We start from the raw sequence: 12,586 nt of genomic DNA on the forward strand, positions 1-12,586 counted from the left end.
CTTAAATACTTTTCGCTAACTCGAATGTGTTCACTTTATACAGACGTTACTGCAATACGTTTTGCATCACGCTCTTGTGCATTCATTGGACGGATTTGACCACGCTCAGGCGTAAACTGAATGTGCGGATCAGCTTGATCAGAGTTAATAAAGGTTTGGAAACGGGCACGGACTTTTGGATCAGTGACTGCAGTATTCCATTCGTCTTGATAAGTATTCACCACGTGTTGCATACGATCTTCAAGCTCTTGTGCCACACCAAGCGAGTCATTCACCACCACATCTTTGAGGTAATCCAAACCACCTTCAAGGTTGTCACGCCATACGCTAGTCCGTTGTAGACGATCGGCAGTTTGGATATAGAACATAAAGAAGCGGTCGATATAACGAATCAAAGTATTAGTATCTAAGTCAGATGCAAGCAATTCTGCATGGCGAGGTTTCATACCGCCGTTACCGCAGACATAGAGGTTCCAACCTTTTTCAGTGGCGATGACACCGACATCTTTACCTTGTGCTTCGGCACATTCACGCGTACAGCCAGATACTGCCATTTTTAATTTGTGCGGAGAGCGCAAGCCCTTGTAACGGTTTTCCAAGAAGATCGCCAAGCCCACAGAATCATCCACACCATAACGACACCATGTACTACCGACACACGATTTCACTGTACGAAGTGATTTGCCGTAGGCATGCCCAGACTCAAAACCTGCAGCGATCAATTCCTCCCAAATCGTTGGTAATTGATGTACTTGCGCACCGAACAAATCGACACGTTGACCGCCTGTGATTTTGGTATATAAGCCATATTTCTTGGCAATTTGACCGACAGCGATCAAGCCATCTGGTGTAACTTCACCACCCGCCATACGTGGTACGACTGAGTAAGAACCATCTTTTTGAATGTTACCGAGGAAATAGTCATTACTGTCTTGTAAGCCTGCGTGTTCTTTTTGCAAGATAAAGTCATTCCAGCAAGATGCAAGAATATTCGATGCGGTTGGCTTACAGATATCACAACCCAATCCATGACCGTGTTTTGAAATCAGCTCATCAAAAGAACGAATTTCATTGACACGTACCAAGTGATACAACTCTTGGCGAGAGTACGGGAAATGCTCGCAAAGGTGGTTGTTGACCGTGACACCTTGACGTTGTAATTCCGCTTTCAGCACTTGGGTGACTAATGGCGCACAGCCACCACATGCTGTCGCCGCTTTGGTACATTTTTTCAATGCGCCAAGTGAGGTCGAACCATCGGCAATCGCACTACACAAATCTGCTTTCGACACGTTATTACATGAACATATCGTTGCAGAATCAGGTAACAGATCAACACCTGTGCCACCTGATGATGCGACATTGCTACCGCCGTATTGTGGCACGATCAAGCTGTCTGGATTTTCAGGCAAATCCATGTCGTTGAGCATCATTTGTAGCAGTTCGCTATATTCTTTTGCATCACCAACTAGGACTGCACCGATTAATTTCTTGGTTTCTTTATTGATGACGATTTTTTTATAGACTTGTGCATGGTCATCATTATAGAAATAACTTGCTGCAGACGGGTGATTAGCATGTGCATCACCGATTGATGCGACATCGACACCCATCAACTTGAGCTTGGTACTCATGTCTGCACCAGCAAAGCTGTTGGTCTCTTCTTGCATCACATGTTTGGCTGCGATACGTGCCATGTCATAACCTGGTGCAACCAAACCATAGATTTTGCCCTGCCACAGTGCACACTCACCGATCGCATAGATATGCTCGTCAGAAGTTTGGCAGAAGTCATTAATCACAATACCGCCACGCTCGCCAAGCTCCAGCCCTGACTGACGTGCCAACTCGTCACGTGGACGAATCCCTGCGGAGAAGACGATCAAATCTGTTTTCAGCTCTGTGCCATCAGAAAACTTCATGCTATGAATGAAGTCATCTCCATCCTCAATCGCTTGAGTGGCTTTTTGGGTGAGAACTTCAACACCTAAATCTTCAATCTTATTGCGCAGAACTTTAGCGCCAAGATCGTCAATTTGCACTGCCATCAAGCGAGGTGCAAATTCCACCACATGTGCTTTTAAGTCCAAATCAACCAGTGCTTTTGCCGCTTCTAGACCAAGCAGACCACCACCGATCACGACACCATTTTTTGCCGTTTGACTTGCAGCACGGATCGCATCCAAGTCTTCAATGGTACGGTAAACAAAGCAGTTTTCACGATCATTACCTGGAATCGGCGGGACAAATGGATAAGAACCCGTAGACAGAATCAACTTGTCATATGGGACTTGTTGACCTGATTTTGTCGTCACGACTTGCGCTTCACGATCAATCGCAATCGCTTGGGTATCCAAATGCAGATCAATCCCATAGGCATCCGCAAAATCTTGACGAGCAAGCGACAAGTCTTTTGCCGATTTCCCAGAAAAATATTCAGAGAGATGGACACGGTCATACGCCAAACGTGGTTCTTCTGCGATTACCGTAATCTCAACATCATCGTTCACATATTCAAGCACGCCTTCCAAGAATTTGTGCCCAACCATACCATGACCAACAACTACTAATTTCATGGGAATTTCTCCGCGTTATTTCTACTATGTATATTTGCTATCTTTGGCTTCGATCAACTGACTATCTGCTTCATCACTTCAAGTCAGTTGACCTCTGCTATTTTGGCTATTGAGGCTAAGGTTTATGCTTAGGCCTCTGCAATTGCGTTACGTTCCGCAATCGCTTGTTCAAATAATTTTTGCTCTTTGGCTTTGTGCTCTGGGCTAAAGCGGATGAACAATACTGATACACCTGCAACCAGCACCAACACCCCGATGACCATCAGTGCAGTTTGAATATCCACCATACCTTTGAGCAAGAAACCTGCTGCCACCGCACCGACATTACCACCTGCACCAATGATCCCAGCTACACCACCTAATGATTCACGATCAATAAACGGTACCAGTGCATAAGTTGCGCCACATGCCATGTGAGTGAACAAACCAAAGATTGTCATCATCATGATCGCCGTCCACACCGTAGACATTTGCGAGAAAAGAATCAGGAAAATCCCTTCACCCAAGATCATGATGAGTAATATTTTGGTACGACCATCCAAACCTTTACCGAGCGCAACTTTGTCAGAAATGATGCCACCTAGAGCACGAGCAAACAGCGCAAGCAAACCAAAGATACCTGCTGCTAGACCTGCTTCTTTTAGACCGAGATTAAAAGTATCGACGTAATACATTGCAGCAATGTTATGGATAAAGATTTCCACACCAAAACATGCACCATAAGTCAGGAACAGAATCCACACACGGTAGTTCGATGCAGCTTGTTTTAAGATACCCATGCTACTTTTCTTACCACTACCAGTTTCCATGCCCATTGCACGAAGCTCTTTATAGTCACCTTGTGGGCTATCTTGAGTAAGCTTCCAGTACATGATGCCAACGATGACCATCAAAATACCTGGTACCAATAACGCTGCTCTCCAACCCCAAGCCGCATCTACACCAACCATGATCAAAGCAGCCATTAATAAAGGCATTAACGCTTGCGTCGCACCACCACCTGCATTACCCCAACCCGCAGTTGCTGCATTCGCAGTCCCGACGACATTTGGTGCAAACATCACACTGGTGTGGTACTGGGTGATCACAAAGCTCGCACCAATCGCACCGATCAACAGACGGAAGAATAAGAATGATTCGTAGCTATTTGCAGCAGCTACACCAAATACAGGAATACTTCCGATCAGTAATAAAGCAGTATACGTGCGACGTGGACCGTATTTATCAGTCAATGGACCAATGATTAAACGAACGAGAATGGTGATCGCCACTGCAGCGATATTGATATTGGCAATCTGATCTTTGGTCAGATGAAATTCACCTGCAATGACTGGCATCAATGGCGCGCAAGCAAACCACGCAAAGAAACAGATAAAGAATGCAAGCCATGACATATGGAAAGCACGCATTGCGGGAGTGGAAAAACTAAACAGTTTAATGGATGTTGCTTTTTTTGCAGACAAATCTACAGATGGGAAAGTAACAGACATAATGGCGTCCCCTGAACTAAACATAAATTAATGCAGTAATAAAACTTAAAACCACATATTCGCTTGTCAGAACGGGCGCCATTGACCGATGCAGTTTGGAGTCATCTTTGACTTATCATATGTAATGCAATAGCCATGCCAGAATTTATTTTTTTAATTTAAAAAGTGATTTTCCCAATGAAAATAAAATATAAATATCTGTTTTTGTTTAAATTAAAATAAAAAAAATAAATTTCTATTGGTTTAAAAACCACAAGTTCCTTTTTCTCCACGTAATAGCGAACACATAAATGCTCACAACTTCATCAGTCAAAATCCCATCGTCAACTTGATTGTTTATTTATTCTTATCTTTGCTTACTAACACTCACCTTAAATTTAATTATATGCTGAATTGCACCCTTTTCGTGCAACACAAAGCAAAGCCACAAAATCATACTTTAGATTCAATTTGCATAGAATCCAATTTTACGCATCATTTTAGAGCAACCTAATGCACCACCCATTGAATTAAACATACTGAGCTTAATTCGCAATATTAATCTCAGCAATCATATACAGCCTTGCATAGCCCGCAACTTCCATGCGCTCATCATCTAGGATTTTGCAATATAGCGTTCCGCCTCGTTTTGAGGCTTGATAGGCAACAAGCTCTTGTTTATTAAAACGATCCGCCCAAATCGGCACAATTCCAGTATGAATCGAACCTGTCACAGGATCCTCATCAATACCCATTGCAGGCGCAAAATAACGAGAAACACAATCTACATGCTCATGATCTGCACTGGCTGTGATTGCCACATCACGATTAGATGCTGTAATCGCAGTTCGTAAATTGCCCAATACTTTCAGTTTGGCAAAATCAGGCTGCTCATCCAAGACATCTTGCACAGACTCATATTCCACAATATAAGCTTGTGGGCTGAGATAAACCGCTTTAAATGGCTTAGTTAAACCTTCACGTAACAACTCAGGATAATTATCTATACGTTCTGCACGACGAATCGGAAAATTCATATGAATCTTGCCATCAATAGCTTGATGTACAATAAATTCACCCAATTTACCCACATGAAAAATGATTTGTTGTAAGTCTAAATCAAGCTGAAACAAAATACTGGCACTCGCCAAAGTCGCATGACCACAAAAATCAACTTCTGCAGCAGGTGTAAACCATCGAATCTCAAAGTTTGTCGTATCTAACCTTTTTACAAAAGCAGTTTCCGCAAGGTTATTCTCCATCGCAATATTCTGCATGACAGATTCATCAAGCCATTCCTCCAAGATAATCACTGCCGCAGGATTCCCCTTAAACAACTTTTGGCTAAAAGCATCGACTTGATACATTTTCATGATGACAACCTACTATTTTCATACACATTTGTATCCCACTATATCGGCTTTTATCACTGGTGAGGAGCTTGTTGATTGACAAGTTGTACTTATAGATTAAAATGCGCTCATCTTACGCTGTCTTTAACATTCTTTTAAAGGAGATCGTTATGCTATTAACCCAAGAGTACACATTTAACTAATTCAGCATACGTCGGTATAGGACATATGTTGTATCCAATCAACGTCCGAATGCCAAGACTATCCTTATCTAGCATTCGCTAGATTTTTTATTTTTGGAATGATTAAAAAATGAAACTGAAAGATATGCCTAAAATCAAATCACGTAATCCTGTTGCACTATCACCGCTTTTGCACAAAAGTGGTGTCTTTGAAACTGAAAAACCACAGGCGACTCATCGACGTGAACGCATGGCATCGAAACATCAGCTTCGTAAAACTGATTGGCAAGCTGATAAATAAACTTAATAATTACCAAACTAAAAAAGCAACCCGAGGGTTGCTTTTTTACTTCACATCTATGGTCATTCAACCAATATGATTATTGACCCGGCTGTACAACAACTTTTTTAACACCAGTAATCTGCAATGTTACACGGCGGTCTGGTTGTAAGCATGCTTTCAATTCAGCAGTTGCTTTAGTACCAGTACAGTTCGTGGTTACAGGTTGAGATTCACCCGCACTGTTCACGTTCATTTGAGTTTGAATACCACGACTCGCAAGATATTGTTGTACAGTTTGCGCACGCTTCATACCAAGATTGTAGTTGTATTTTTCAGAACCCAAACGATCCGTATGACCAGTTACATCGATACTATTAATCGTCGTGTAGTTACCATTCACAGCGTCAACAACTTGATCCAAAGTTGCACGACCTTGTGGTAACAAGTCAGAAACTGATGAACCATCAAACTTAAACAATGCGTCAGCAGCTAGGTTAATCGTTTCTTGCTCAACACGTGGTGCTGGCGCAGGAGCAGGTGCTGGCTCTGGAAGAGGTTCAGCTACAACAGCAGGCGCATCAGGCTTCAAATGACCACCCAAAACAACATTCAAACCAGCAAGTGCTGTATAGTTCCAAAACTCTTCATCAGCATTATATGTAGCACGAGCTTCTGTACGTAGTGACAACGCATCATTGAAGCGGTAGAACGCACCAATACCGGCGTTACCCAAAGTACCTTCTTCCTTTAAACCACGACCAGTACGACCCAATGTCGCTTCATCCGCACCATCAAAATCATACTTGTAATGACCAGCACCCAAAAGTACATAAGGCTTAAACTTACTGTCATAATCTTTAGTAATCAAATCAGACGTCACATAAAAGTTACCATTGATTTGACTTTGAGTGTATTCAGCGCCGTTGATTTGCTCACCACCAAGTTCGATATCACCATTTACTTGATTATATTCAGCTTCAAAACCCAACCACGGCGTAAGCTCTACACCAAGTGCAGCACCAACGAATAAATCGTCTTGGATTTCTGCTGCGCTTGTTAAATCACCTTTTTCCCCAGCATTATTATGCTGAGTATCTTGGAAAGTATAACCAAGCATCAAAGGTGTTACGGTAACTCCTGCATTCGCAGCGGCAAATGGGAGCGCTAACATCAAAGCACATGTTAAACGATTTAAGTTCATATCCAACTCCAGAAAATACATACATAAATTAGAAATTAGGTGCACAAAAAATATATTTTTACTTCTATGATGTAAAAACAAAAAAACCTAACTAATTAATAATATTTAATATATTTAATACAACTAATTTTGTCTGTAATCGTTCGATACAAAAAAAGCAACCCGTAGGTTGCTTTTTATTATAATTTAGTTAATGAAATTATTGACCTGGTTGAACCATGATCGTACGGCTACCTGTGATCGTAGCGAATACACGACGGTTCATTGCGCGCCCTTCAACAGTAGCGTTATCTGCAATCGGTTGATCCCATGCAAAGCCTTGAGTACTTAAACGATTAGCATCAACACCAAACTCATTGACAAGTGCAGACTTCACAGAATCAGCTCGCGCGAGCGAAAGACGCTCATTTAATTTACGCGGACCTGTATTATCAGTATGGCCTTCGATTTGAGCGGTTGCATTTGGATATTCAGCTAACTTCTCTGCTACTTTTGCAATCTCTGGTTTATATTGTGGTTTAATATTTGACTTATTAATGTCAAAGAATACACGAAGTTCCATCTTAAGATCTTCGATTATTTCCTGCGGTTGCTCAGGCTCTGGTTGAACAACTACTGGTGCTGGCTCAGGTACTGGCTCAACTTCAACCACAGGAGCAGCTGGTTTTAAATGGCCACCGAGCACAACCTGCAAACCTGCTAAAGCTGTATAATTCCAAAACTCTTCATCTGCATTATATGTCGCACGAGCTTCGGTACGAAGTGATAAAGCATCATTCAAGCGATAAAATGCACCAATACCAGCATTACCCAAGGTACCCTCTTCTGTCATACCTCGACCAACTCGACCCAAGTACCAATCTGGAATACCTTCAAACTCATACTTATAGTGCCCTGCACCTAAAAGCAAATACGGCTTAAAGCTACTCTCATAATTTCCAGTTAATAAATCAGATAAAATATAAAAATTACCATTGATTTGACTTTGCTTGTATTCTGCACCATCAATTGGCACACCCCAAGCTTCCAAGTCACCTTTGACTTGGGTATATTCAGCTTCAAAAGCCAACCATGGCGTCAACTCTAACCCCAAGGCACCACCAACAAATACATCATCTTGAATTTCGGCTAGATTTGTTAAATTACCATCTCCCCCACCATTATTACTCTGAGTATCTTGAAATGTATATCCAACCATAGGGGTAACAGTAACACCAGCATTTGCTAATGCGAATGGTGCTGTCAATAACACAGCAACTGCGAGTTGATTCATTTTCATAGCTCTTTCTCCAAATCCTTAATACAAAAAAAACTTCATTACTGAGATTCTATATACCTTACAATCTCACTATCTAATAATTACACTGAACATAAATTTTCTTATTTCATTACAAATTCAGCAATCATCTTCAATATAATAAATATATTTTTTACATATGTAAATTTTTGATAAAAAAAAGCAACCCGAGGGCTGCTTCTTTTATATATCTGTAACATTATTAATTACAGACACAAATTTATTGACCAGGTTGAACCACTACTGTACGGCTACCAGTAATCGTAGCGAATACACGACGGTTCATCGCACGACCTTCTTTAGTATTGTTGTCAGCGATTGGTTGATCCCAAGCAAAACCTTGAGTGCTCAAACGGTTCGCATCAATACCAAATTCGTTAACCAAAGAAGATTTCACAGAGTTCGCACGAGCAAGTGAAAGACGTTCATTCAACTTACGTGGACCAGTGTTATCAGTATGACCTTCAATTTGTGCAGTTGCATTTGGATATTCGACCAATTTCTCAGCAACTTTAGCAATTTCAGGTTTGTACTGTGGTTTGATATTTGACTTGTTGATATCAAAGAACACACGAAGTTCCATCTTAAGATCTTCAGTGATCTCTTGTGGTTGTTCTGGTTCTGGTTGAACAACAACTGGAGCTGGCTCAGGAACCGGCTCTACTTCAACTACTGGCGCAGCTGGTTTCAAGTGGCCACCAAGAACAACTTGAAGTGCTGCCAAGCCTTGACCTTCCCACCAATTGTTGTCGAAGTTATGGATAGCACGAGCCTCAGTACGTAGTGTCAAAGCATCGTTCAACTGCCAAAGTACACCTGCACCCAAGTTGCCAAGCGTGTCATATGTACGACGATCAAAACCAGGGTTATCTACAGTGATACGTGAATGACCAACACCGATCAAACCATAAGGCTTGATTTTGCTGTCATAGTTACCAGTAAATACGTCAGTAGTTGCAATCGCATTCAAGCTAAGAGTTTCTTGCTTAGCTTCCCATGGTTGACCAAAAGATGTAGCAGCTTCATTCGCAGCAGCATCTGGTTTAGTTTGTTGGTATTCAACTTCAGCTTGTAACCATGGAGTCAATTCTGCACCAATCGCAGCACCAACAACCAAATCACTTTGAAGCGCAACACCGGAACCATTAGTACCAGTAGGTGTAGTTCCGCCATCACGGCTCGTCAATACTTCACGTTGTTTATCTTGAGTATCTTCAGGATACCAGTGATAACCAAGCATTAAAGGGGTAATTGTAACACCAGCGTTTGCAGCTGCAAACGGAGTTGCAACCAACATAGCAAGAGCAATACGACTCATTTTCATGGAATGCCTCCAGATTAAACATTTTGTTGTGTAACACAAGCCTAAAACTTTGTTTTCTGTGCATAGTATATACACATTTTCATATGTTTTTAAACGGCTTGCTTAAAATTTTACAAAAATTGGACATTAAACCTGAATGTCACAACTAATTTGTCAACAGTATTGACAAACTTTTTTACAATTACCATTGTTTTTTGGTAACTCACAATGGATTTTGATACATCCACTGTTCGCAGTCTAGTGCTATTTAAATGCTTTTTCTATATTTTTTTATGAAAGTTTGATTCATATCATGGTTTTTTTGTAACTTTTTAGTTGAGTTCTTTTTTGTAATTGAGAATACTTCACATCCCAAAAAATCCTGTTATAATATATTTTATTTTAAGAACTTTACGATTCAGCATCACAAAATATTAACTGAAATCAATAAACACATTATTCATTAACTTTTAATTTACAAACTTACATATAAAACAAGGTAAAAATAGACATCCATGCGTAAATTTCAAATTGGTATTACAATTTTTGAATTCATTGTAACTGTAATAATCATCGCTGTGCTTTCAACCATTGCTATTCCACACTTTAAAAGTATCCTTGCAAACCTCGAAGCTAAAAAAGTTAACTCTACATTACACACCCTTGTTCGAGATAGTAAACATCAAGCTTACACATTTAAAAGACGAATTGGTATTTGTGGTAGTTCCAATGGATTTAACTGTGAAAATAATAGTTGGTCAAAGAAAATCATCATATTTCATGACAAAAATATGAATCGCATCTTAGATTCAAGTGAAGCTACACTTAGAGCAATCAATTTGGATCTTAAGTATGGTGAATTACAATGGAACGGCTTCAATGGAAGCACTTTATTTTTTCAACCTGATACAGGTCTACCACGGGGATCCAACGGGCGATTCACCTACTGCTCTCACTCACACAACCAGCATTACAAAATCTTGGTTAGTATGATGGGACACTCTAGAACAGAAAAGCTTCAGAGTTGTTAATACTTAATTGTAGGATTCTAACGGATTGTTTCCAATCTTTTCAAAGTGAACCTATAGTTTCGCTTTATTTTTGTACCTTAATTTAAAATGACTTATAGTTTCGTCATCTTTTTATAAGTCACTAGATTTTACACAGGAGTTTATTCATGTCTGACATCGTGATTGTCAATGGTGCTCGTACCGCAATGGGCGGTTTTCAAGGCAGTTTAGCAGGTGTTACTGCACCTGAGCTTGGCGCAGTATCGATTAAAGAAGCGATTGCTCGTGCAGGTCTTCAACCAACTGATATCGAAGAAATAATCATGGGCTGTGTATTGCCTGCGGGTCTAAAGCAAGGTCCTGCTCGTCAAGCAATGCGTCAAGCTGGACTTCCAGACTCTACTGGCGCAGTGACCATTAACAAGCTTTGTGGTTCAGGGATGAAAGCCGTGATGCAAGCTGCTGATATGATTAAAGCAGGTTCTGCAAATATCGTCGTTGCAGGCGGTATGGAATCTATGACTAATGCACCTTACATTCTACCAAAAGCACGTGGTGGCTACCGTATGGGACATGGTGAAGTGAAAGATCATATGTTCTTTGACGGTTTAGAGGATGCAGAAACTGGTCGTTTGATGGGTTCATTTGCCCAAGACATGGCAAATAAAAAATCGTATAGCCGTGAGCAAATGGATGAATTTGCGATTCGTTCGTTGAAACGTGCACAAACGGCTGTGACTGAAGGTTATTTCGCTGATGAAATCGTTTCTGTCACCGTTTCCACACGTAAAGGTGATGTGGTCGTTGATAAAGATGAGCAACCTTTCAATGCCAATATCGATAAGATTCCAACACTTCGCCCTGCTTTTGCCAAAGACGGTACCATCACCGCAGCAAATGCAAGTTCGATCTCTGATGGTGCGTCTGCATTAGTATTGACGACTGCTGATAATGCAGAAGCAAAGGGTTTAAATCCGTTGGCAAAAATTATTGCTTACGCATCAAACTCACAGCACCCATCTGAGTTCACCATTGCTCCAGTTGGCGCAATCCAAAAAGTATTGAATCAAACAGGTTGGGATGCAAAAGACGTTGACCTTTGGGAAATCAATGAAGCATTTGCAATGGTTGCGATGTGCCCGATTGATGAATTCAAACTTGATATTGAAAAAGTCAATATCAACGGTGGTGCATGTGCACTTGGTCACCCTGTCGGCTCTACAGGTTCACGCATTATCTTGACGTTAATCCATGCGCTTAAACGCACAGGTGGCAAGAAAGGTATTGCAGCACTGTGTATCGGCGGTGGTGAAGCAACTGCTGTGGCGATTGAATTGCTTTAATTAAAAACTCTAAACAGAAAATCCCGCAAACTAATGCGGGATTTTTTTATTCGTGACTCAAAATTTATAACACAATATCTTGGCTATCATGTGTCGCATCAAGCTGACAATTCACCATCCATTGCACGCCAAATTGATCAACAAAAGAACCAAATAATGCACCCCAAAAGGTTTTTTCTAAAGGACACTCAATATGACCATGCACCGACAATTGATTGAATAGGCGACGGGTTTCAGTTTCATCATTGACGAGATTGATGGAAATATAATGATTGTTACCTTGAATAAATCCTTTGGCGTTATTTCCACAGAAGGCTTCCATATAGTCAGAACCCATCAGCTCAGTATGTTCGTTAAGTGGCAGTGACACATGCATAATAAAGTTGCGTTCTTCCTCAGTTAAGTTCACACCATCTTCGGGTGGCATATCACGATAACGGGTCATATTCGAAAATGTGCCACCAAAAACTGATTGGTAAAATAAAAACGCAGCTTCGGTTTGCCCCTTGAAGTTTAAGTAATGATTGAGTTGCATTGTTATATCCTCACGTTCCCTAAGTTAGATTTTTC

Annotated in this window: 10 protein-coding genes; 3 read left to right on the forward strand and 7 right to left on the reverse strand. The window is 40.9% G+C overall.

The features are described 5' to 3' along the window. Positions 1-35 precede the first annotated feature (35 nt). From nirB to MKI79_RS03710, 3 genes are all read right to left on the reverse strand, one after another. Positions 36-2,576 carry a nitrite reductase large subunit NirB gene (nirB, locus tag MKI79_RS03700; protein WP_241570719.1) on the reverse strand — a complete coding sequence of 847 codons (2,541 nt, stop codon included), beginning with the start codon at positions 2,574-2,576 and terminating at the stop codon, positions 36-38. A gap of 128 nt (positions 2,577-2,704) precedes the next feature. Then, a complete protein-coding gene (locus MKI79_RS03705; RefSeq protein ID WP_241570720.1) occupies positions 2,705-4,066 on the reverse strand; it encodes an MFS transporter in 1,362 nt (453 codons plus the stop codon). 524 nt (positions 4,067-4,590) lie between these two features. Beyond that, positions 4,591-5,418 (reverse strand): PhzF family phenazine biosynthesis protein, encoded by an 828-nt coding sequence (locus tag MKI79_RS03710; protein WP_241570721.1) that lies wholly within the window; start codon positions 5,416-5,418, stop codon positions 4,591-4,593. Between the two features lie 291 nt (positions 5,419-5,709). Here MKI79_RS03710 and MKI79_RS03715 point away from each other — a divergent pair, with 291 nt between their 5' ends. After that, positions 5,710-5,880: a hypothetical protein gene (locus MKI79_RS03715; RefSeq protein WP_241570722.1), complete on the forward strand. Its 171-nt coding sequence runs from the start codon at positions 5,710-5,712 to the stop codon at positions 5,878-5,880. Positions 5,881-5,959: 79 nt separating this feature from the next. Here the strand turns inward: MKI79_RS03715 and MKI79_RS03720 are convergent, their stop codons facing one another. The 3 genes from MKI79_RS03720 to omp38 (MKI79_RS03730) form a co-directional block, all read right to left on the reverse strand. Further along, complete coding sequence (locus MKI79_RS03720) at positions 5,960-7,063, reverse strand: OmpA family protein (protein ID WP_241570723.1); 1,104 nt, start codon at positions 7,061-7,063, stop codon at positions 5,960-5,962. A gap of 199 nt (positions 7,064-7,262) precedes the next feature. Next, the gene (gene omp38 / locus MKI79_RS03725; RefSeq protein WP_241570724.1) at positions 7,263-8,342 is read right to left on the reverse strand and encodes an outer membrane protein Omp38; all 1,080 of its coding nucleotides are present in this window, start codon (positions 8,340-8,342) and stop codon (positions 7,263-7,265) included. A gap of 238 nt (positions 8,343-8,580) precedes the next feature. Next, positions 8,581-9,684 (reverse strand): outer membrane protein Omp38, encoded by a 1,104-nt coding sequence (gene omp38 / locus MKI79_RS03730; RefSeq protein ID WP_241570725.1) that lies wholly within the window; start codon positions 9,682-9,684, stop codon positions 8,581-8,583. 494 nt (positions 9,685-10,178) lie between these two features. Between omp38 (MKI79_RS03730) and MKI79_RS03735 the strand changes: the two genes are divergently transcribed. Further along, entirely contained in the window at positions 10,179-10,694 is a 516-nt protein-coding gene (locus MKI79_RS03735) for a GspH/FimT family pseudopilin (protein ID WP_241570726.1), read from the forward strand. 146 nt (positions 10,695-10,840) lie between these two features. After that, positions 10,841-12,016 carry a thiolase family protein gene (locus MKI79_RS03740; protein WP_241570727.1) on the forward strand — a complete coding sequence of 392 codons (1,176 nt, stop codon included), beginning with the start codon at positions 10,841-10,843 and terminating at the stop codon, positions 12,014-12,016. A 64-nt stretch (positions 12,017-12,080) separates the two neighbouring features. On the opposite strand, the gene MKI79_RS03745 is transcribed toward MKI79_RS03740, so the two are convergent. Further along, entirely contained in the window at positions 12,081-12,551 is a 471-nt protein-coding gene (locus MKI79_RS03745; protein ID WP_125280282.1) for a VOC family protein, read from the reverse strand. Between the last annotated feature and the right edge of the window lie 35 nt (positions 12,552-12,586).

It is taken from the genome of Acinetobacter sedimenti (assembly GCF_022601685.1).
Taxonomy (GTDB): Bacteria; Pseudomonadota; Gammaproteobacteria; order Pseudomonadales; family Moraxellaceae; genus Acinetobacter; species Acinetobacter sedimenti.

What these genes read in the sequence shown, in the direction of transcription:
- MKI79_RS03745 (WP_125280282.1), bottom strand. Translation starts at nt 12,551, where the DNA reads ATGCAACTCAATCATTACTTAAACTTCAAGGGGCAAACCGAAGCTGCG.
- omp38 (WP_241570725.1), bottom strand. Translation starts at nt 9,684, where the DNA reads ATGAAAATGAGTCGTATTGCTCTTGCTATGTTGGTTGCAACTCCGTTT.
- MKI79_RS03710 (WP_241570721.1), bottom strand. Translation starts at nt 5,418, where the DNA reads ATGAAAATGTATCAAGTCGATGCTTTTAGCCAAAAGTTGTTTAAGGGG.
- MKI79_RS03740 (WP_241570727.1), top strand. Translation starts at nt 10,841, where the DNA reads ATGTCTGACATCGTGATTGTCAATGGTGCTCGTACCGCAATGGGCGGT.
- MKI79_RS03735 (WP_241570726.1), top strand. Translation starts at nt 10,179, where the DNA reads ATGCGTAAATTTCAAATTGGTATTACAATTTTTGAATTCATTGTAACT.
- omp38 (WP_241570724.1), bottom strand. Translation starts at nt 8,342, where the DNA reads ATGAAAATGAATCAACTCGCAGTTGCTGTGTTATTGACAGCACCATTC.
- MKI79_RS03720 (WP_241570723.1), bottom strand. Translation starts at nt 7,063, where the DNA reads ATGAACTTAAATCGTTTAACATGTGCTTTGATGTTAGCGCTCCCATTT.
- MKI79_RS03705 (WP_241570720.1), bottom strand. Translation starts at nt 4,066, where the DNA reads ATGTCTGTTACTTTCCCATCTGTAGATTTGTCTGCAAAAAAAGCAACA.
- MKI79_RS03715 (WP_241570722.1), top strand. Translation starts at nt 5,710, where the DNA reads ATGAAACTGAAAGATATGCCTAAAATCAAATCACGTAATCCTGTTGCA.
- nirB (WP_241570719.1), bottom strand. Translation starts at nt 2,576, where the DNA reads ATGAAATTAGTAGTTGTTGGTCATGGTATGGTTGGGCACAAATTCTTG.